This window comes from Streptomyces sp. ADMS, from assembly GCF_033441795.1.
In the GTDB taxonomy this organism is placed as follows: Bacteria; Actinomycetota; Actinomycetes; order Streptomycetales; family Streptomycetaceae; genus Streptomyces.
Map to the genome: position 1 here is coordinate 95,778 of NZ_JAVFVX010000003.1, position 19,725 is coordinate 115,502.

At 72.0% G+C, this 19,725-nt stretch carries 16 protein-coding genes and 1 pseudogene; 9 read left to right on the plus strand and 8 right to left on the minus strand.

Annotated features, from left to right (window positions below):
* Positions 1 to 518 precede the first annotated feature (518 nt).
* The 3 genes and pseudogenes from RB628_RS02185 to RB628_RS02195 all read left to right on the plus strand — a co-directional run bounded on the left by RB628_RS02185 (position 519) and on the right by RB628_RS02195 (position 4,675).
* The gene (locus RB628_RS02185; RefSeq protein WP_318318513.1) at positions 519 to 1,508 is read left to right on the plus strand and encodes a hypothetical protein; all 990 of its coding nucleotides are present in this window, start codon (positions 519 to 521) and stop codon (positions 1,506 to 1,508) included.
* Positions 1,509 to 1,571: 63 nt separating this feature from the next.
* A pseudogene (locus tag RB628_RS02190) lies at positions 1,572 to 2,396 on the plus strand (ATP-binding protein); the annotation flags it as partial.
* An 89-nt stretch (positions 2,397 to 2,485) separates the two neighbouring features.
* Positions 2,486 to 4,675, plus strand: coding sequence for a hypothetical protein (locus tag RB628_RS02195; protein ID WP_318318514.1), 2,190 nt, complete (start codon positions 2,486 to 2,488; stop codon positions 4,673 to 4,675).
* Positions 4,676 to 5,097: 422 nt separating this feature from the next.
* Here RB628_RS02195 and RB628_RS02200 read toward each other — a convergent pair whose 3' ends face one another.
* Genes RB628_RS02200 through RB628_RS02215 form a run of 4 tightly spaced genes read right to left on the minus strand, consistent with a single transcriptional unit; the run spans position 5,098 to position 9,506 of the window.
* Entirely contained in the window at positions 5,098 to 6,069 is a 972-nt protein-coding gene (locus tag RB628_RS02200; protein WP_318318515.1) for a PDR/VanB family oxidoreductase, read from the minus strand.
* A 20-nt stretch (positions 6,070 to 6,089) separates the two neighbouring features.
* The gene (locus RB628_RS02205) at positions 6,090 to 7,280 is read right to left on the minus strand and encodes an acetyl-CoA C-acyltransferase (RefSeq protein ID WP_318318516.1); all 1,191 of its coding nucleotides are present in this window, start codon (positions 7,278 to 7,280) and stop codon (positions 6,090 to 6,092) included.
* Between the two features lie 30 nt (positions 7,281 to 7,310).
* Complete coding sequence (locus RB628_RS02210; protein WP_318318517.1) at positions 7,311 to 7,916, minus strand: histidine phosphatase family protein; 606 nt, start codon at positions 7,914 to 7,916, stop codon at positions 7,311 to 7,313.
* Between the two features lie 51 nt (positions 7,917 to 7,967).
* A complete protein-coding gene (locus tag RB628_RS02215; protein ID WP_318318518.1) occupies positions 7,968 to 9,506 on the minus strand; it encodes an AMP-binding protein in 1,539 nt (512 codons plus the stop codon).
* A gap of 194 nt (positions 9,507 to 9,700) precedes the next feature.
* Between RB628_RS02215 and RB628_RS02220 the strand changes: the two genes are divergently transcribed.
* The 3 genes from RB628_RS02220 to RB628_RS02230 are packed head-to-tail and all read left to right on the plus strand — an operon-like array spanning position 9,701 to position 12,561.
* The gene (locus RB628_RS02220) at positions 9,701 to 10,945 is read left to right on the plus strand and encodes an acyl-CoA dehydrogenase family protein (RefSeq protein ID WP_318318519.1); all 1,245 of its coding nucleotides are present in this window, start codon (positions 9,701 to 9,703) and stop codon (positions 10,943 to 10,945) included.
* 59 nt (positions 10,946 to 11,004) lie between these two features.
* Positions 11,005 to 11,769 (plus strand): SDR family NAD(P)-dependent oxidoreductase, encoded by a 765-nt coding sequence (locus RB628_RS02225; protein ID WP_318318520.1) that lies wholly within the window; start codon positions 11,005 to 11,007, stop codon positions 11,767 to 11,769.
* A 3-nt stretch (positions 11,770 to 11,772) separates the two neighbouring features.
* Positions 11,773 to 12,561, plus strand: a complete 789-nt coding sequence (locus RB628_RS02230; RefSeq protein WP_318318521.1) for a ThuA domain-containing protein — start codon at positions 11,773 to 11,775, stop codon at positions 12,559 to 12,561.
* A gap of 30 nt (positions 12,562 to 12,591) precedes the next feature.
* On the opposite strand, the gene RB628_RS02235 is transcribed toward RB628_RS02230, so the two are convergent.
* Genes RB628_RS02235 through RB628_RS02250 form a run of 4 tightly spaced genes read right to left on the minus strand, consistent with a single transcriptional unit; the run spans position 12,592 to position 17,416 of the window.
* Positions 12,592 to 13,635, minus strand: a complete 1,044-nt coding sequence (locus RB628_RS02235) for an NAD(P)-dependent alcohol dehydrogenase (protein WP_318318522.1) — start codon at positions 13,633 to 13,635, stop codon at positions 12,592 to 12,594.
* A 2-nt stretch (positions 13,636 to 13,637) separates the two neighbouring features.
* The gene (locus RB628_RS02240) at positions 13,638 to 14,729 is read right to left on the minus strand and encodes an ABC transporter permease (protein ID WP_318318523.1); all 1,092 of its coding nucleotides are present in this window, start codon (positions 14,727 to 14,729) and stop codon (positions 13,638 to 13,640) included.
* Between the two features lie 27 nt (positions 14,730 to 14,756).
* On the minus strand, positions 14,757 to 16,277 hold the full coding sequence (locus RB628_RS02245; RefSeq protein WP_318318524.1) for a sugar ABC transporter ATP-binding protein: 1,521 nt from the start codon (positions 16,275 to 16,277) through the stop codon (positions 14,757 to 14,759).
* Positions 16,274 to 17,416 carry a sugar ABC transporter substrate-binding protein gene (locus RB628_RS02250; RefSeq protein WP_318318525.1) on the minus strand — a complete coding sequence of 381 codons (1,143 nt, stop codon included), beginning with the start codon at positions 17,414 to 17,416 and terminating at the stop codon, positions 16,274 to 16,276. The genes RB628_RS02245 and RB628_RS02250 overlap by 4 nt, the downstream gene beginning before the upstream one ends.
* A 367-nt stretch (positions 17,417 to 17,783) precedes the next feature.
* On the opposite strand from RB628_RS02250, the gene RB628_RS02255 reads away from it, so the two are divergent.
* Genes RB628_RS02255 through RB628_RS02265 form a run of 3 tightly spaced genes read left to right on the plus strand, consistent with a single transcriptional unit; the run spans position 17,784 to position 19,724 of the window.
* Entirely contained in the window at positions 17,784 to 19,190 is a 1,407-nt protein-coding gene (locus tag RB628_RS02255) for an aromatic ring-hydroxylating dioxygenase subunit alpha (protein ID WP_318318526.1), read from the plus strand.
* A complete protein-coding gene (locus RB628_RS02260; RefSeq protein ID WP_318318527.1) occupies positions 19,175 to 19,501 on the plus strand; it encodes a 2Fe-2S iron-sulfur cluster binding domain-containing protein in 327 nt (108 codons plus the stop codon). The genes RB628_RS02255 and RB628_RS02260 overlap by 16 nt, the downstream gene beginning before the upstream one ends.
* 7 nt (positions 19,502 to 19,508) lie before the next feature.
* Complete coding sequence (locus tag RB628_RS02265) at positions 19,509 to 19,724, plus strand: transposase (protein WP_189149160.1); 216 nt, start codon at positions 19,509 to 19,511, stop codon at positions 19,722 to 19,724.
* Position 19,725: the final 1 nt, after the last annotated feature.

Here is a 19,725-nt window from a genome sequence, read left to right on the forward strand (position 1 = left end):
TTCTCCGGCGCCGGAATCCACGTCGTTCCACAAACGGGACGGGACGTGGCGCGCAGCGTCGCCCGTCGCGGCGGCCGGTGCGGGCGTGCCGTCGGGGAGGGGAGCGATGTCCGGGGCGTAGGCGCCACACCCGGGGCACACGAGGGCACCGTTGAGATGCCGACGGCACGTGGAGCAGTAGTCCATCTACGGTCTTCCTGTGTTCACTTTCGCACGGGGGAGCGAGTCGCGAGCAAAGGTAGCGAGGCTTTCGAAAGGGTGTGTGCAGCCTGTGTGACGCTCCTGCACAGATGCGTCCAGGGGCGTTACCGCCGTACGGCACATCCCTGAAGCGGGCGGCGCCGAACGGGTGACCCGTCCGCGTGCGCGGGGAACCGATCGTGCTTCGAGCACGGCCACATGTGCGCCGGGTCGTCTCCTTCGCGCCGTGAAGTGCCGGTGAAAACCCTGTGGAAGTGGTGTCGGTGGGGCCGTTTATGCTGCACCGGACGATCACGCGGGACCAGGGGAGGCGCGGCATGTTGGGCAGGCTGTTCGGCAGGGGGGGGGCGGAGAGACCGGCGGCGGATCCGCACGTCCTTCCCGTCCCGCGCAGGCAGAAGAACGGGATGTACACACTGCGCGCGCTCGGGGACGCGCGGGTGCTCGCGCTGGTGGAGGCGGCCGACGCCGGTGACTGGGAGGCGGTGAAGGCGGCGCTGGCCCCCTTCGATCTCGGCCGCGACCACCAGGTACTCGGTGAGCTGGCCGACCTGGACGGTGTGCAGGACTGGATCGGCCGGGCCGTCGCGGAGGACAAGGAGCACAGGGCGACCGCCCTGCTGATATCCGGGACGCGCCACATCAACTGGGGCTGGGAGGCCCGCACCGCCGAGCGTGCCGTGAACGTTACGCAGGAGCAGTGGCGGGTCTTCCACGAGCGGCTCCGCATCGCCGAGGAACAGCTGCTCGCGGCCGCCGAGTTGCGGCCGGACTGGGTAACGCCGTGGCGCCACCTCCTCACCTCCGGTCGTGGCATGACGCTCGGCCCCGCCGTCAACGAGACCCGCCGCGACGCCGCCCTGCGCCGCGACCCACTGGACCTGGAGACCCACTTGGAGTGGGTGTCGCAGCTTCAGCCCCGCTGGGGCGGCAAGCCCGGCCAGGCCCTGACGTTCGCCCAGGAGGCCTTTGCCGGCGCCCCGCAAGGGCATCGCCTCGGCTGCGTGATCGCCATGGCGCACATCGAGGAGTGGGTCGAGTCGGAGCGTGGCGACTATCTCGAAACCTCCGAGATCCAGGCGCAGTTGAGGGAAGCGGCCGATCACAGCATCCTCCACCCCGCCTACGCGTGGCGCCCGGGCTGGCAGCACGACTTCAACATGTTCGCCATGGCCCTGTCGCTGGCCGGTGAGCGCCACACGATCCGCCGCGTCTTCCAGACGCTGGACGGCGCCTACACCAAGTGGCCATGGACCTACTTCGCGGAGCCCGAGAAGCAGTTCGCCCGCCGGCACCGCCGTGCCTGAGTACCCGCCGGCTCCGGCGCCGCCCGCCCGCCATCCGTCGCCCCTCCGATTCCGGACCGCCCGATGACTCTGCCCGACACCCCCACGGCCCCGGCCGGCGCCGACCGCACCTTCCAGGTGGATCTGCGCGGCCTCGTCGACCTCCTCTCCCACCACCTCTACTCCAGCCCCCGCGTCTATCTGCGCGAACTGATGCAGAACGCGGTGGACGCGCTGACCGCCCGACGCGCCCTCGAACCGACCGCACCCGCCGGCGCCTTCGGTATCCGCCTGCACGCCGACGGTTCGGTGGTCCGCGTCGAGGACGATGGCGTCGGACTCACCGAGGCCGACGTGCACACCTTCCTCGCCACCATCGGCCGCAGCAGCAAGCGCGCCGAGAGGATCGCCGAGCAACGCGGCGACTTCATCGGCCAGTTCGGCATCGGCCTGCTCTCCTGCTTCCTGGTCGCGGACGAGATCCACGTCCTGAGCCGCTCCGCCCGGACCCCTGACGCCCCCGCCGTGGAGTGGCGCGGACGCGGTGACGGCAGTTACACCGTCCGCACCCTGCCCGCCTCCGCCCGCCCCCGGCCCGGCACCACCGTCACGCTGACGCCGCGCGGTGACGCGGGCGAGTGGACCCGCCCGGCGCAGGTGCACGTGCTGGCCCGGCACTTCGGCTCCCTGCTGCGCCACCCGGTGACCTTCGACGACGGCACCGGCGGCCCGGGCGCCTCCGTCAATCCCGAGCCCGCCCCCTGGGCCCGTACGCACCCCACACCGGGAGCCCGCTCCCGTGCGCTGGCCGCGTACGGCGAGGAGGTCTTCGGGTTCAGGCCGCTGGACACCATCGAACTGGACCTGCCGGCCGTGGGCCTCAAGGGCATCGCCTGCGTGTTGCCCGAGCGCTGCTGCCCCTGCTGCGCACCGGCAGCACCGACCGGGCCCGCGAACTGCACCTCGCCGGTTACCGCGGCTGCCGCCGTAACCCCTCGATGGCCCAGGAGGTCGGCCGGCACCTGGAGTTCTGCGCGCTGACGGGCAACGAGGCACGCGGCCTGGAACTGCTCGCCGAGAACCGGAACCTGTTCGACGAGGTGGACTCGCCGCTGGACCTGCTCGGCTTCCTCACCGGCGTGGAGGTCCTCCTCCAGCGCGTCGAGCTCCTCGGCCGTGGCGAACTGCCCGCCGCCGGGTACGCGGGCCGGACCTGGACGGCGGCAGGTCTGCGCGCCGAGGTGCAGGGCCGCGCAGACGACCTGGCCGCCCGCTTCGACGCCCGCAACGGAACCACCGCCCAGTCCGACCGCCGCAGGGCCCGCCTCGACCGTACCCCGCTTCTGGACGCGCTGGAGCTGACCCTGCGCACCCGCGGCCTCGACGAGGTGGCGGCGGCCGCACCGGTCGCCGCACCCGCCGCCGCCGTCCCCGACTCACTGCCCGAACTCATCCTCCGGGCGAGGACGCTGGAGGAGCAGGGGCACCCGGACTCGGGGGCCTGCTGGGCGCGGCTGCGCACGCTCGTCGCCGCCCGCGAGTACGCCCACCCCGACGACCCGGCCGTGGGCCCCCTCGTGCAACTGCGCGCGGACCTGCTGGCCGAGGAGGCGAACCGGGTGGGTGAGAAGGACGAGTTCGCCGACGCCGCCGCCCTCCACGAGGAGGCCGCGGCCCTGTGCGACGACGCCGGAGCGCCCGGGTACGCGGCGCTCGCCCGTGCCTGCGCCCTGTTCGCCACCGCCGAGATCCCGGCCGAGGGCGCGGGCGCAGCCGAGGCGAAGGCCGCCGCGCTGACCGCCGCCCACGCCTCCATGGTCCGCCTGCACGAGGAGACCCCCGGCCTCGCTCCCCATCAGGAGGCCCGCCTGCTGCGGCTGCGGGCGACCGCCCTCGGCCTGCGCCTGCAGACCTCGGGCAGTGAGGAGCACGTCGCGCCGGTCTTCGCCGAGGCGGACCTGCTGCACACCTTCGCCACCCGGCACGACGTCGTCGGTCAGATATCCGGCGCTCTGCTGCTGCGAACCAGCACATACGCCCTCTCCGGTGACCTGCCCGCCGCGGTCACCGAGATCGACGCCCTCCTCGACCGGCTGAGAACGCACGGCCCCGCCTGGCACCTGCCCCGCACCCTGGGACTGCGCGGCCGGCTCCAGCTCGGCCTCAGGGACGCGCAGGCCGCGCATGCCGACCTGACCGAAGGCCTGCGGCTGGCCGCCGACTGGCCGGCCGACGCGGTCGACACCACCCGCCTTCACGGTGATCTGGCCGAGGCCTGCATGCATCTGGGCCGCCCCGACGAGGCCCTGCGGCACCTGACGCGCTCCGCGGAGCTGGAGCTTCGCCGCGGCAGCCGGACGGACGCCTTCTGCGCGTACAGCAACGCGGCTCAGCTCAGCCTCGACCTGGGCCGCGTCGAGGACTGCATCGCTCTGCTCGACTCCCTGCTGGCGGAACCGGACGTCGCCGCCGGAGAGTTGGACGACCGGCTCGTCGCTCAGCTGCGCCTGACCCGCGCCCGCGCACTGCACGCGGGTGAGGACCTCAAGGCAGCCACAGCGGAGTTCGTCGCCCTCGCGGCCGAGTCGGCCGGCTGGGACGACGACCCGGGAAGCCACGCCATGATCGCGGCGGAGACGGCCGTACTCCTCGGTGAGTTCGGCGAGTTCGGCCGGGCCCGCGAGGCCGCGGACCAGGCACTCGCTGCCCATGCCCGGGCCCCGCGCTACGAGCAGCTCGGCAGCTGCCTGCGTGAACTCGCCCGCCTCCAGGCCCAGCAGCAGGGCCCCGACGGCCTGGCCGACGCCCGCGCCTTCCTCGCCGACGCCGGACGGATCGCCGACGAGGCGCGCGCCGCCGCGTACGACGCCCACGGCCGCTCCCTGGACACCGCCCTGGCCTACGAACACGGGCGGGTCAACGCCCACGCCGGCGAGTACGAGGACGCCCTTGCCGCACTGGCGAAGGCCCTCGACCTGCTCGGCGAGCCGGGAAGGGACGCGGACCGCGCCGGCGAGTGGGCCGAGTGCGTCCGCCTCGCGGGTGCCGTGGAGGGCATCTACCTGGAACGCCCCGCCCCCGCTCTCACCCGCCTCGACGCTGCGGTCTCCCGCCTGACCGCCCTGGGCCACACCGAGGAGACCGAACCGCTGGTCTCCCTGGCAGCCCGGCTGCGCGACGAGGAGTGACGCGGCGGTGCCGGGGCGACGACGCGCCCCGGCACCAGGGCCCATCTCCGCCGGCCATCGACGGCGAACCCGTCCTGGCGCCGGCGAAGTGACCGTACGACCTGCGCCGGGCCGACATCTGCCGCGCACGCTCCTGCGTCCGGCGCCGGGAGCACTGCCACCGTGCCCCAGGACGCCGTCGCCGATACCGACGCGTCACGAGGAAGCTGCTCCGGGCCCGGCGCGGCCTTCGCGATGACGGGCGGCAAGTTCCCTGTGTGCAGGGCTTGAGGCGGAGTTGGGTCAGGAAAGGTTCCGTCGGTCGAGGAGAGGCGCGACCTTCTCCGCGTACTCTCCGACCGCCTCCCGCGCGAGGCGCGGTGGGGAGAGTCCGGCACTGCGCAGGCCGGCGGCCTCAAGTCCCCTCAGGACATGGGCGACCGTCACAGATCGAGGACCAGGCGCGGCCCGCATGAGCGGGAGACGCAGATGAGCATGGTGTCGCCCGCCGCCCGCTCGTCCTCGGTCAGCAGTGAGTCGCGGTGGTCGGGTCTGCCGTCGAGCACGTCGGTCTCGCAGGTGCCGCACGTGCCTTCCCGGCAGGAGAAGTCGACCGCAATTCCGGCCTCCTCCACGGTTTCGAGCACCGAGCGGTCCGCCGGCACGGTGAGGGTGAGTCCGGAACGGGCGAGCTCCACCTCGAAGGCCTCGGCCGGGGCGCCGGCCTCGGCGGTCCGGGCCGGAGTGAACCGCTCCACGCCCAGAGCGCCCGGGGGCCAGCCCGCGCACCGCTCCCGCACCGCGTGCAGCAGGGGTTCGGGACCGCAGGCGTGCACCAGGGTGTCCCTCTCGGGCACACCGAGGTGGGCGGCGAGGTCCAGCAGGCCGTACTCGTCCTGGGGACGGACGAGGACACGGTCCCCGTACAGGGCGAGGCGGTCCAGGAACGCCATGGAGGTCCGGGTGCGGCCCCCGTACAGCAGACGCCAGTCGGCTCCCGCCGCCTCGGCGGCCTCGACCATGGGAAGGATGGGCGTGATGCCGACGCCGCCGGCGATGAACAGATGGCGTGCGGCGGGCCGGAGCGGGAAGTTGTTCCGCGGTCCGCGAACCTGCACGGTGGCGCCCTCGTGCAGCCGGTCGTGGACGTACGCCGAGCCGCCACGGCCCTGCGGCTCGCGCAGCACGGCGATCCGCCAGGCCCCGGGTTCGGCCGGGTCTCCGCACAGGGAGTACTGACGGATCAGCTCGCCCTCGTCGCCCTCCAGGATTACGTCGATGTGGGCGCCCGGTGTCCAGACGGGGAGCACTCCGCCGTCGGGGCGGCGCAGGGTGAGGGAGACGACGTCATCGGCGGCGAGGGTGCGGGTCGCGACGACGAGGGTCGTACCGGCCTGCGGCAGTCGGTCGTTCATCGTGGGTTCAGCTCCGGGGTTCAGGCCTGCGTCGGTACGTGCAGCAGCAGTGCGTCGCCCTGGCCGCCGCCCCCGCACAGGGCCGCCGCTCCGCTGCCGCCTCCGCGCCGCCGCAGTTCAGCCGCGAGAGTCAGCACCAGCCGGGCTCCGGTCATGCCGACCGGGTGCCCGAGCGCGATCGCTCCGCCGTTGACGTTCATCTTGTCCAGGGGGATGTCCAGGTCCCGTACGGAAGCCAGGGCCACGCCGGCGAACGCCTCGTTGATCTCGAACAGGTCCAGGTCGGCGGCCTTCAGCCGGCCGTCGCGGGACAGGGCGTCGCGGACCGCGCCGGCCGGCTGGACGAGCAGAGAGGGATCGGGGCCCGCGACCGTGCCGTAGGCGCCGATCTCGGCCAGCGGCGTCAGGCCCTCCCAGCGGGCTCGCTCCGCGCTCATCATGACGACGGCCGCGGCGCCGTCAGAGAGCTGTGAGGAGTTGCCCGCGGTGATGGTGCCCGTGCCGGAGAAGGCCGGCCGCAGACGCCCCAGGCTCTCGGCGGTGCTCCCCGGCCGAACGCCCTCGTCGGTGTCGACCACCATGTCGCCCCGGCGTCCGGCCACGGTGACGGGGGCGATCTCCTCCGACAGCGCACCCGACTCCTGGGCGTGGGCGGCCCGTTGGTGGGACAGCGCGCTGTACTCGTCCTGTTCCTGGCGGGTCAGGGCGAACGGCTGCTGGTAGCGCTCGGTGGCCGCGCCCATGGAGACACCGTCGAACGCGCAGACGAGGGCGTCGCGGTCGAGGGCGTCCTCCGCCGCGCCCGATCCGTACTTCCACCCGGTGCGTGATCCGCGCAGCAGGTGCGGGGCGCCCGACATGGACTCCATGCCCCCCGCGACGACCACCTCGTGGCGGCCGGAGGCGATCATGAGGTCGGCCAGGGCGATGGCGTGCAGACCGGACGGGCAGAGCTTGTTGACGGTGCTCGCGGGGACGGAGAACGGAACGCCCGCGCCGATCGCGGCCTGCCGGGCCGGGTTGGGGCCGGCCCCGGCCTGTACGACGTGACCCATGACGACGGCCTGCACGGCCGCCGGGTCCAGGCGGACGGCGGCCAGGGCCGCGCCGATGGCGTGGGCGCCGAGGTCGACCGCGGACAGGGTGCTCAGGGCGCCCATCAGTTTGCCGATGGGCGTTCTGGTTCCGGCGACGATGACGGATCCGGGCATGACCGGGACCTCCTGGGGTGTGGGACGGGGTCAGACGGCCGCGTCGACGGCACGTTCGGCGATCATGTGGGCTGCCTCGTTGACCGAGTGCAGAACGGTCCGGCCGCCCGGCATGCGCCGCACCCGGCTGACGGACGTGTAGTCGGGGTGGAACCAGAACATCGTGGGCAGGCCGAGCACCGTCGCCAGATAGGTGTTGGTGATGCCGCCGTGGCACACGGCCGCCACCCGCCCGCCGGGATGGGCGTCGAGGATGGTGTCCATGGCCCGCACGGCACGAGCGCGAAAGGCGTCCCGGTCCAGGTCGGGCACGAAGTCCTCGTAGCGTCCCTCGGCGAGCGCGGCCGCCCGGGGATCGTCGGTGCCGATCTGCTCCGGTGGCGTGTAGGGCTGGGACACGTCCGTGTCCCACTCGCGCAGGTCGTCGAGGACGGTGGCGGTCATGCCGGTGATGCGTTCCAGGGGTGCCGCCGTCTCACGGGCCCGCCGGAACGGACTCACGTACAGGGCGTCGAGGTTCTCGTGCGCGAGCCAGGCGGCGAGGCGCTCTGCCTGAGCGGTGCCTTCCGGCGACAGCACCGGGTCGAACACGCCTGCCACGGGGAGGCCGTGCCGGACGAGGAGAAGTTCGGTCATGGACGATCCTTCGTACACGGGAGAGGGGCAGAGAGGGAGGGGAGGGCCGGCTCAGCCGGCGATGGTCCGTTCCGAGCCCCAGTAGGGGCGGCGCATCGCGCGCTTGTCGAGCTTGCCCATCGCGTTGCGCAGCAGCTCGGGAACGAACTCGTAGGACTTCGGGCACTTGTAGGCGGCGAGGCGCTCGCGGCAGAACCGGTCCAGATCGTCGGCCGACCGCTCGTCCCCCGCCGCCACGACCAGCGCCCGCAGCGCCTCGCCGAAGTCCGGGTCGGGCACGCCGATCACCGCGAGCTCGGCGACCGCCGGGTGCTGCCGCAGGACCGCCTCGCTCTCGGCCGGATACAGGTTCACGCCGCCGGAGACCACGACGTCCGAGGCCCGGTCGGTGATGAAGATGTAGCCGTCCGAGTCGACGTAGCCGATGTCTCCGAGCGTGAAGACGCCGGGGGAGAGATAGGCGGCCCTGGTCTTGTCCGGGTCCGCGTGGTAGCGGACGCCCTGGTCGGCGGGTGCCCGGAAGGCCAGCAGCCCGCGTTCGCCCGGCGGCAGTCGCCGGCCGTCGTCGTCGGTGACCAGGACCTCGAACGGGGACCGGACGCGCCCGACCGAGCCCGGGTGCGCCAGCCACTCGGTGCTGCCGATGCGGGCCACGGTTCCCGCTTCACTGGCGCCGTACGACTCGGTCAGCACCGGCCCGAACCAGTCGATCATGGCTCGCTTCACGTCCGGCGGACACGCGGAGCCGGTGTGGGAGACCTGCCGCAGGCTGGAGACGTCGTACCGGGCGCGGACCTCCTCCGGGAGGGCTAGCAGCCGCTGGAAGTGGGTGGGCACCATCACCGTCGAGGAGACCCGCCACCTCTGCACCCGGCTGAGGAACGTCTCCGCGTCGTATCTGCCGATGACGACCACCGGCTGACCGGCTGCCAGATGCCGCAGCGAGGTCAGCGGCGCGTTGTGCTGCAGAGGGCCGCACACCAGGTGCGGTCCCGGCGGGAAGCCGGGCCGGGCGGACATCGCGGCGAGGTAGGCCGAGCTGTCGGCGACCGGGCCGCTCACCCAGCGCACCTCGGTGCCGCGCGCCCGACCGGTGGTTCCCGACGTGTAGACGAGCGGAGGCCGGGCGGGCCGGTCCGTCGGGAGGGCGCGCCCGGCGGGCGCGGAGGCCAGCCAGAGATCCCAGTCGAAGGCGTGCCCGGTCTCCGGGGTTCCGTGCGTCACGACCGGCAGACCCAGTTCCCGGGCCGCGTCGAGCGCGGCACCCGCGCCGACGGGGCCGGCGATGATCCCGGTCACGCCCGCGTCGATGATCTGGTCGACGAGCTCGCCCGAGGTGAGGTTCCGGGACGTGGCCACGGTCCCCACTCCGGCGCGCAGGCCCGCCAGATGGGCCACCAGCGTCGGAATCGCGTTGTCACCCAGGACGGCGATCCGGTCGTCGGGGCCGGGCGCGAACTCCAGCAGCCGGGCCGCCGCCCGTGCCACCTGTCCGGCGAGGCCGGACCAGGACAGCACGCCCAGGTCGTCCGCCAGGGCGGGCTCGTCGGGTGTCTCCTGGGCGCGACGGTCGAGTGGCAGCAGCGACATGGCTCCTCCGGCGGCTCCGCGGGCCTCTCCCGATTCGAGGGGAGAGGAGATGCGGAGACTGTAGCGTTTATCAAGAAAGTACGGAACACTCTGCTCCCAGATGGGGCCGTTCCCGCATGGTTCAGCGGCCAGGAGTGCCACATCGCACTCGCCGTTACTGAACCTGTCATCTGGTAAGTATCCGAGGAGGAGCCATGTCCCAGCCTGATTTGGACGCATGGCGCACACAGGTCTGGCAGTGGCTGGCCACCGTGCTCGAACCGGCGCGGGCGCCGGAGTCCGCCGGAGAGGCCGCCGACCTCGCCGTGTTCCACAACCTGCCCGAGGACGAGGAACGCCTGCTGCTGGAGCGCTGCCGCGCCTACCAGCGGGCCCGTTTCGACGCCGGCTACCAGGCGCTGACCCTCCCCGTGGACAAGGGCGGCGCGGGCCTTACCGCCGCCCACGTGGCCGTCTTCGCCCAGGAGGAGTCGGCCTTCGAGGTACCGCCGTCCACCGAGCTGATCAGTGTCACCGTGCGCCTGGTCGCGATGGCCGTCTCCCTGTTCGGGACGGACGAGCAACTCCACGAGCACGCCCGTGCGTTCCTGCGTACCGACCTGCTGGCCTGCCAGCTCTTCAGCGAGCCAGGCGCCGGATCCGACCTCGCCGCCGTGCGCACCCGCGCCCGGAAGGACGAGCACGGCGAGGCATGGGTGATCGACGGCCAGAAGGTGTGGACCTCGGGCGCCCAGTTCGCCGACTACGGTCTGCTGCTCGCCCGGACCGACCCGGACGTCGTCAAACAGGCCGGCATCACCGCCTTCCTGGTCCCGATGGACGCCCCCGGAGTGGAGGTGCGCCCCATCCGCCAGATGAGCGGCGGCGCCTCCTTCAACGAGGTGTTCCTGAGCGGCGTACGTGTTCCGGACCGGCTCCGGATCGGGCGCCCGGGACAGGGCTGGGAGGTCGCCACCACCACCCTCGCCTTCGAACGGACCGCCTCCGGAAGCGGCAACCGCCGCAAGGGCGGCACCTTCGCGGACGTTCTCACGCTGGCCCGCTCCCTCGGCCGCACCTCCGACCCGCTGGTCCGCCAGCGCCTCGCCGACCTGTACGTACGGGCCGCCCTGCGCGCTGCCACCGTGGACCGCGTCGCCAGGACGAGCGCCGCCGGCGGCCGGCCGGGCCCTGAGGCGTCGCTGACCAAGCTCATGGCCTCCGACCTGCTCACCCGTACCGGCCAGGTCGCCGCCGAGCTGATGGGGGCGCGCGTCAGCGCCGACACCGGTGACCCCGGCACCTTCGCCTGGACCCAGCATCTGCTCGGCGCCCCCGGCTACCGGCTGGCCGGAGGCACCGACCAGATCCAGCGCAACCTGATCGGCGAACGGGTGCTGAAGCTGCCGCCGGAGCCGCGGGTGGACCGGGCTCCCTTCTCACAGCTGCCCGGCAACTGAGCGACCGGGACCGTTTCACCCCGCACACCCCACACACCCCGTACAAAGGAGTGACGACGATGGATCTGGGACTGACAGGCGCGAAGGCCCTGGTGACCGGTGCGAGCCGGGGCATCGGCCGGGCGATCGCCGCGACCCTGGCGGCCGAGGGCTGCGCACTGGCCCTGTGCGCCCGGGGCGAGGAAGGGCTGGCCAAGGCAGTCGCCGAACTGCGGGCAGAGGGAGCCACGGTGTTCCCGGAAGTGGTCGACGTCACCGACCCGGCCGCGCTCGCGGGCTTCGTCAACCGGGCGGCCGGTGAACTCGGCGGACTCGACCTGCTGGTGTCGAACGTGTCGGCGGGCAACGTGAAGGGGCCGGAATCCTGGGAAGCCAGCCTGCGCGGCGACCTGATCCCGTTCGCTGGACTCGTCGAGGCGGCCCTTCCCCACCTGGAGGCCTCCGACCGGGCAGCCGTCGTGGCCATCGGCACCACCAACGCCTCCGACACCGCGCGCCCGGCCGGCGCGAACTCGTACTCCGCGCTCAAGGCGGCCGTCGTCCAGCACGCCTCGGCCCTCGCGCACTCCCTCGCACCGCAGGGCATCCGCGTCAACACCGTCTCGCCCGGCCCGATCGACTTCCCCGGCGGCGCCTGGGAGACCATCCGCACCAGCCGTCCGGAGGTGTACGAGGAGGTGCTCGCCAAGCTGCCGATCGGCCGCTACGGCACCGCGGAGGACGTGGCCGCGGCGGTGGCGTTCCTGCTCGGCCGGACCGGCTCCTTCTGCGTCGGCGTCAACCTCGTGGTGGACGGCGGGCTGCTCACCCGCGTCCAGTACTGAGCCGTGGCGGGCCCGGCCGGCCGCCTGGACGCCGTGCTCGTCTGCGGCGGGCGCTGGCACGACTTCGACCACGCGCGGCTGCGGCTGCTGGAGCTGCTCGGTGAGTATCCGCGGGTGCGCACCACGGTGTACCAGGACTACGACTGCGTGGCCGCCCTCGACCGCGCCGACCTCCTGATCACCTACACCTGTGACGTCCGGCCGCGCGCGGCGCAGCGGGCCGCGCTGGCCCGGTTCGTCGAGCGGGGCGGGCGCTGGCTCGCCCTGCACGGCACCAACTCGGTGATCGAGCTGTCGACGGGCGACGGGCCGCGGGTGTTCACCACGCCACGGCTCCTCGGGGAACTGGCTCAGGTGCTCGGCAGCCAGTTCCTGGCTCACCCGCCGATCGAGCCGTACGAGGTGCTGGTGACCCGGCCCGACCATCCGCTGGTCGCCGGGATCGGGCCGTTCACGGTCACCGACGAGCTGTACGTGTGCGAACTGCACGGCGAGCTGGAGGTGCTGCTGCACGCCGAGTACACGGGGCCGTGCCGCGGTTTCGCCGAGGGCGACACGGTCGCTCTCGGCAGCGCGCCCCGACCGGTGCTGTATCTCAGGCGCCAAGGCCTCGGCGAGGTCTGTTACTTCACCCTCGGCCACTGCCGGGGCCGCTACGACATGCAGGACCTCGGCGTGGACGACACCGGGCGCGTGGACGTGGGCCCGTGGCAGACGCCGGAGTTCCTGACGGTGCTGCGGCGTTGTGTGGAGCGGGCGGTAAGTACGTCGGGGAGGGCCGGCGTCCGGTGAACCGGGCGCCGGCCCTCCCCGGGGCACGGCTCAGCCGTTCGGTAGCACTACCGCCCGGCCGTTGATGTCACCGGCGTGCAGTCGCTCGTACGCCTCAGGTGCCTGTTCCAGCGTGAAGGTCTCGACGTGGGAGGACACGAGACCCTGCCGCGCGAGCTCAAGGACCTCCATGAGCTCCGTCCGGCTGCCCCAGTAGGGGAAGGAGGCCGACACCTCGAACGGTAGCCCGCCGCCGAAACCCACGGCCAGCGTGCCCCCGCCGAGGCCGACGACGGTGACATCACCCTCCACCGCCACCGACGCGGCGGCCGCGGCCAGGGTCGCCTCGGCCCCGACGAAGTCCAGGACGACCTCCGCGCCCGTACCGCCGGTGAGTTCCCGGATCCGCGTGGCCGCCTCGCTGCCGGACAGCAGCGTCTCGTGCGCGCCCACCCTGGCTGCCAGCTCCAGCTTCTCCTTGCTCAGGTCGAGGGCGACGACCCGTGCCGGGGTCAGCGTGCGGAGCAGCTGCACGGCGAGATGCCCCAGACCGCCGACTCCGATCACCACCGCGGTGCTGCCGGGCAGCAGCTTCGGCAGCGACCTGCTGATCGCGTGGTACGGGGTCAGCCCGGCGTCGGTGAGGGGTGCGGCCTGCACGGGGTCGACTCCGTTGAGCGGCACCAGGTGGCGGGGCGAGTCCACCAGCATGTACTCGGCCAGGGCGCCGGGCCGGCCGAGGCCCGGTGGCAGGATGCCGAGCCCGGCGGCGTGCGGACAGCAGTTCTCCTTGCCCTCGGCGCACTTGTGGCAGCGCCCACAGCCCCACGGGCCGTACACCGCCACGGCCTCGCCCTCCGCCAGGGCGCCGACACCGGCGCCCACCGCCGCCACCGTCCCGACACCCTCGTGACCGAGTGTCATCGGCAGCGTGTAGGGGAACTGGTCCTCGGGCCAGCCCATCACCGCCAGATCGGAGTGGCAGAGCCCCGCCGCCGTCACCTTCAGCAGAACCTGGCCCGGGCCGGGTTCGGGCACCGGTACTTCCACGACCTCGGGGGAGTGCCCCACCCGCCGGTACTGAACAGCCTTCATCGTCAGACCTCCTTGCGAGTAGTGATATCCGGCCGAGGCCCTGTCCGGCGGCGCAGCACGGCGGGCAGGGTGATCCGGCCACCCGTGAGGACCAGCGCCACGATGAGGACCGAACCGGTGAACAGGCTCGTGGCCCACTGCGCGCTGGTGGCGAGTCCGAGTCCCGTGACTCCCGTGCCGAGCAGGAGGACCGCGAGGACCGTGCCCCAGGCGTTGAAGCGGCCCGCCCGCAACTGGGTCGCCCCGACGAACGCGGCGGCGTACGCCGACAGCAGATACGGGGTGCCCGCGGTCGGCGACCCGGAGCCGACCGCCGACGCGAAGACGACGCCGGCGAAACCGGAGAGCAGCGCGGAGGCCACCAGGGTCAGAAAGCGCAGCCGGTCGGTGCGCACCCCCTGCAGCCGGGCCGCGTCCGCGTTGAAACCGGTCGCGTACAACCGGCGCCCGGTGGCGGTGTGTTCGAGCAGGAACCAGATGGCGAGGGCGGCGAGCAGCAGATACAGCACCGGGAGGGTGATGCCGCCCGCGTCCAGCTGGGCGATGCTCGCGAACGGCTCGGCGAGCAGTTGCACACCGGTGATCGAGCTGTCGTTGGTGACCATGGTGATCAGGGACTGGATCAGCGCGCCGGTGGCCAGGGTGGCGATGAACGAGTCGACGCGCAGGACCACCACCACGATCCCGTTGACGACCCCGATCAGCAGCGCGGCGGTCATCGCCAGGGCGATGGCCGTGCCGGGCCCGAGTCCGGCGACCAGGAAACGGGCGGTCAGCACGCTGGTGAGCGACATGGTGTAGGCGATCGAGAGGTCGAAGACACGTGCGGCCAGCGGCGGTACGACACTGAGGGCCACCAGGCCCGCCACGGAGTTGCCGTTCAGTACCTGCTTGACCGTGATGGCGGTCGGGAACGTGTCCGGCGCCCACACGGAGAAGAGCACGACGATGACCAGCCATACGTACACGGCACCGATGTTGCGGAACGACAGGGCTGCCGCCGCCCGTCGGACCGCTGTCCCCGGAACGGTCACCGCGGGACTCTCCGGTGCGGACGGCGGGAGCTCCGCCGCCCGGGTCGGGATGGACGTCATGTCAGCCGGTTCCTTCCAGGGCTCATGTCACTCGGTTCCTTCCATGGCGTGCACGAGCGCGGACTCGGTGATGTCCCGGCCACCGATCTCCCGTGCGATGCGTCCGTCCCGTACGACCAGGACGCGGGTGCACAGCGCGAGCAGGTCCTGTGTGTCGGACGAGGACACGATGACGCCCATGCCCTCGTCCGCCTGACGCTCTATCAGGTCGTACAGCTGCAGACGGGTGCCGATGTCCACGCCCGCCGTGGGTTCGCACAGGGTCAGCACCGGAGGGCGCTGGGCCAGACAGCGGGCCATGACGACCTTCTGCTGGTTGCCGCCGCTCAGCGTGGTGATCCGGGCACTGGCTGGACGGCGGCCGGCCGTGACCACGCCGACCCGCCGGATCCAGTCCTCGGCGAGGGTGGACTCGCGTCGTCGCCGCAGCCGCCCGGAACGGCCGCGCAGCCGGTCGAGGAGCGGCAGGGTGAGGTTCTCGCCGACCGAGAAGTCGCCGATCACTCCCTCGCCCGCCCGGTCCGCCGGGACCAGGGGAAGGCCCAGGCTGTCGGCGTCACGTGCCTCGGTCCACCGCTCGTCGCGTTCCGGCAGCCGCACCCTGCCGCTCACCCGCCCGGCATGGGCGCCGCACACCGCGTACGGCACGATCTCGTGGCCGGAGCCGACCAGGCCCGTGATGCCCAGGCGCTCGCCCCTGGCCAGGTCGAAGCTGATCCCCCGAAGCGGCCCGGCCCACAGGTCCCGGACCTCCAGCACGGGGTCGGCGGAGCCGGAGGGGGATGCCGGACTGTGGTGGGTCTGCGTCTCCTCGCCCGCCATCAGCTCCGCCAGCGTGCGCGGAGTGAGGCCGGAGACCGGGCGGGTGGCGATCCGGCGTCCGCCGCGGATCACGGTGACCCGGTCGGCGAGCGCGAAGATCTCGTCCATCCGGTGCGAGACGTACAGCACGCCGGCGCCGGCGTCGCGTACCTCCCGCACGATGTCGAAGAGGCGTGCCACCTCGCCGGGCGGAAGTACGGCGGTGGGCTCGTCGAGCACCAGGACGCCGCGGCGGCCCTGCCAGCCCTGCAGCGCGGCGGCGATGGCCACCACCGTGCGCTGGACGGGGGTCGCCGTCGCCAGGGGCCGGCGTACGTCGATGCCGAGGCCGAACCGTTCGACGAGGGCGCTCGTCCGCTTCTCCATCTCCGGCCAGCAAATGTTGCCGAACGCGGTGCGGGCGAAGCCGTGGCTGAGGGCGAGGTTGTCGATGGCGCTCAACTCGCCCACCAGACCCAGCTCCTGGTGGACGAAGCGGAGCCGGTCGTGGCGGGAAGCCGTGACCTGGCCGAGGTCGAAGTGCTCGCCGTCGACTTCGGCCACCGCACCCGGCTCCGCGTGGTGATAGCCGGCGAGGATCTTGATGAGGGTCGACTTGCCGGAACCGTTGGGCCCGATCAGGGCGTGGATCTCGCCGGGCGCCACTTCGAGATCGACGTCCGTCAGGGCCTGGGTGCCGCCGAATCTCTTCGACAGGGCGGCCACCCGCAGTACCGGGCCGGTCAACTCAGTCCCCACAGCGCCTTGAACTGCGCCTGGTAGTCCTCGACGATCGGGAAGTCGCCGTCGGCCGAGGGCAGGTTGTCCTTGGTGACGAGCATGTTGGGCAGGGCCGCCTGCTGGTCCACATCCATGGGCTGGCCGGTGAAGTGCCGGGCCAGCGCGTCGGCCTGGAGCCACGCCGTCTCGTGGGAGTTCAGCGCCATCGCGCCGTCGGTGAGACCGCTCTGGATGTACTGGTAGTTCTGCGCGTCACCGACGTTGACGACGATGTGCTTGCCGGTGACGCCGGCGGTCTTCAGCGCGGCCGGCACGCCCACGTTGAGCAGGCCCAGGGAGAACACGACATGGGTCACCTTCGGGTGCGACCGGAGGTACGACACCACGCGGTCCGGCATGTCCTTGCCCACCGAGGTGATCGGCACGTCGACGTTGTCCAGCCCGCAGCCGTCGCACCACTCCTCGTACTTGGCGGCGAAGGAGTCCTTGACGGGTTTGAGGATCGTGTAGGCCGGCAGATCGAAGTAGACGGTGTTGGCCTTGGCGTCGCTGTTCGACACCACCCATGAGGCGACCATCTGCCCCTGGACGGCGACGTCGTCCGGTCCGTTCTTGAGCAGGGAGATGCCGTCGCCCAGCACGTCGTCGGCGTTCGACTGGATGACGGGGATGCCGGCGGCCTTGAGCTGGGCGAGCTGCTTGGCGTAGACGGCACGGGGGAAGCCGGAGGCGATGACGGCGTCCGGCTTGTCGCGCAGGGCCTGCTCGTACGCCGCCTGGACGGACTCCGGGGTGCCCTGGGTGGCGATCTGCTTCACCTGCCAGCCGAGTTCTCCGGCGGCCTCGGTGAAGAAGTCGGCGAGGTCCTTGCAGGACTGGACGCCGCAGAGGATGAAGTCGATCTTCTTGCCCTTGGGGATCGCCTTGCCGACGGGCTGTGTCACGGAGATCGTGGCCGGGCGCTCGGAGTACTTCGCCAGGGCCTCGCGGGCCGCCGTCAGTCCGGGGGAGCCGGGCGCCGCCGCCTGCGTCGGGTCGGCGGCGGGAGTGGTGCCGCCGCCGCACGCCGACAGGGCGAGCAGGGAGGTGGCGGGGACGATCGCGGTGAGGGCGCGGCGGACCGCGCGACGGGGTCTGGAACTCATCGTTGAGTACTCCCGAGGTGTGTCGCCTGTTGCCGTGACCCGCGTCGCTCGCGCGTCCGCTGCGGTCGGCTCCGGTCAGGCGGATCGATTCTGTGTCGCCCCGGGGCGGTGAAGCCGCGGTGCTGGGCCGGGACCGGCAGAGATCGTCCCGGGACGGAGAAACTTATGAGGCACTACAGCCTCAAGTGGGTCGGAGTGTGACATGGCCCGGCGGGCTTGGGGAGAGGGTCGCCGCAAGAAATTCCGGGTTCACGGTCGAATCGCGTGGTGACCTCGGAAGAAGCGGGCTCATTCGTCGACGGGAGTGTTGCTACCGGCCGCGACAGGTAACTACACTCCATATAAAGTTTCTGCCGGAGGAGAGATGATGGACGAAACATCGGAGCCGGCCTCCGCGCGGTGCCCCGGGCCCAGCGTCCAGGACTACCTCGACCAGGACAGCCGCCCCGTTCCCCCCGCCCTGAGGTACGAGCGGAACGACCACCTCGGCAGCGAGGACATCGACCACGCCCGCTTCACCTCCCGTGAGTGGGCCGAACGCGAGATGCGGCAGGTCTGGCGGCGCGTCTGGCAGTTCGCCTGCCTGGAGAGCGAGATTCCCGAGGTCGGCGACCACGAGGTCTACGAGATCGGCGACGACTCCCTCATCGTCGTGCGCACGGCCCCCGAGGAGATCCGCGCCTACGTCAACGTGTGCCTGCACCGCGGACGCAAACTCCGCACGAGCGGCGGCAACGTCGGCGAGTTCCGCTGTTCGTTCCACGGCTTCGCCTGGAACCTCGACGGCTCGATGCAGACCCCGCCCTGCGCCTGGGACTTCCCGCACGTCACTCCGGAGAAGTTCGCCCTTCCCGAGGCCCGGGTGGCCACCTGGCGCGGCTTCGTCTTCATCAACATGGACCCGTACGCCGAGTCCTTCGACAACTACCGCGGAACCTTCGACGACTACTACATCTGGCCGCTGGAGAACCGCTACAAGTCACTGCACATCGGCAAGGTGCTGCCCTGCAACTGGAAGATCGCCCAGGACGCGTTCATCGAGTCCTTCCATGTGATCGCCACCCACCCGCAGATGCTGCCGTGGCTCGCCGACGCCAACTCGCAGTACGACGTCATGGCGGACCAGCCCAACTGGAACCGGATGATCAACATCCAGGGCGCGCCCAGCCCTCACGTGGCCGACTCCGTGACGGAGGAGGACGTCCTGGAGACCTTCTACGGCTCGCGCGCGTTCTACGCCGCCGCCCAGGGCCGTGACCTGGTGATGCGGGAGGGCGACGAACTGCCGGCGATCCCGCCCGGCGGCACCGCCCGCCAGGTCCTCGCGGAGCGGATGCGCGCGCAACTGGCGGCCACCTCGCAGCAGGACTTCTCGAAGACTCCCGACACCGAACTGCTTGATGCCATCAACTACTTGCTGTTCCCCAACTTCAACCCCTGGGGCGGCGCCAAGTCGAACATCATCTACCGGTTCCGGCCCAACGGGCTCGACCCCGACTCCTGCACCGCCGAGATCATCTTCATGTCGTCCCCGAAGCAGCCCGGCGAGACACCGCCCCCGGCGAAGATCCGCTGGGTGCCCGAGGACATGCTCTTCGCCGACATCCCCGAACTGGGTGTCCTCGGCCCCGTCTTCGACCAGGACTGCGAGAACCTCCCCTACGTCCAGCAGGGCCTGAAGGCGATGCGCAAGCCGGGCATCACCCTGGCCAACTACCAGGAGAGCCGCATCCGCCACTTCAACCGGACGCTCGACCAGTGGATGGACAAGTGACCCACCGGGTGGCGGTCAGACCCTCCGGCGTCGAGCTCGAAGTCCGCGACGACGAGGACGTGTTCACCGCCGCCCAGCGGCTCGGCTACCGCTGGCCCACCGTCTGCGGCGGCAGGGGCACCTGCCGTACCTGCTTCGTCCAGGTGGAGGAGGGCGCCGAGAACTGTTCCCCCGTGGGCCCGCTGGAACGCGAGGGCATCGAGTCCCTGCGCAGGCCGGTGGACGGCCTGACCCGGCTCGCCTGCCGGCTCCGGGTCGAGGGCCCGGTGACCGTGACCAAGCGCGGCGTACGCCGCCGAGCGCAGGAGTGAGGCCCCCATGTCCAAACAAGTGATTCACCCACTCACCGGGCATGTGTACCGGCTCACCGAGGACGGACTGGTCGAGGTGACCGACCCCGGGACAGGGGCCCAGGGCGTCTTCGACTTCCAGGCCCGGTGGCAGTCGGGCGAACTGCGCCACGCCGACCTCCAGATGGCCGGCTGGGTCGGCCGCCTCGCCCAGCGGCGTACGCCTCCGCAGCCGGAGCAGTGAA

Coding starts and splice junctions, on each gene's coding strand:
- RB628_RS02255 (WP_318318526.1), top strand. CDS start 17,784: ATGGACGAAACATCGGAGCCGGCCTCCGCGCGGTGCCCCGGGCCCAGC.
- RB628_RS02250 (WP_318318525.1), bottom strand. CDS start 17,416: ATGAGTTCCAGACCCCGTCGCGCGGTCCGCCGCGCCCTCACCGCGATC.
- RB628_RS02265 (WP_189149160.1), top strand. CDS start 19,509: ATGTCCAAACAAGTGATTCACCCACTCACCGGGCATGTGTACCGGCTC.
- RB628_RS02185 (WP_318318513.1), top strand. CDS start 519: ATGTTGGGCAGGCTGTTCGGCAGGGGGGGGGCGGAGAGACCGGCGGCG.
- RB628_RS02195 (WP_318318514.1), top strand. CDS start 2,486: ATGGCCCAGGAGGTCGGCCGGCACCTGGAGTTCTGCGCGCTGACGGGC.
- RB628_RS02225 (WP_318318520.1), top strand. CDS start 11,005: ATGGATCTGGGACTGACAGGCGCGAAGGCCCTGGTGACCGGTGCGAGC.
- RB628_RS02200 (WP_318318515.1), bottom strand. CDS start 6,069: ATGAACGACCGACTGCCGCAGGCCGGTACGACCCTCGTCGTCGCGACC.
- RB628_RS02240 (WP_318318523.1), bottom strand. CDS start 14,729: ATGACGTCCATCCCGACCCGGGCGGCGGAGCTCCCGCCGTCCGCACCG.
- RB628_RS02215 (WP_318318518.1), bottom strand. CDS start 9,506: ATGTCGCTGCTGCCACTCGACCGTCGCGCCCAGGAGACACCCGACGAG.
- RB628_RS02235 (WP_318318522.1), bottom strand. CDS start 13,635: ATGAAGGCTGTTCAGTACCGGCGGGTGGGGCACTCCCCCGAGGTCGTG.
- RB628_RS02210 (WP_318318517.1), bottom strand. CDS start 7,916: ATGACCGAACTTCTCCTCGTCCGGCACGGCCTCCCCGTGGCAGGCGTG.
- RB628_RS02205 (WP_318318516.1), bottom strand. CDS start 7,280: ATGCCCGGATCCGTCATCGTCGCCGGAACCAGAACGCCCATCGGCAAA.
- RB628_RS02220 (WP_318318519.1), top strand. CDS start 9,701: ATGTCCCAGCCTGATTTGGACGCATGGCGCACACAGGTCTGGCAGTGG.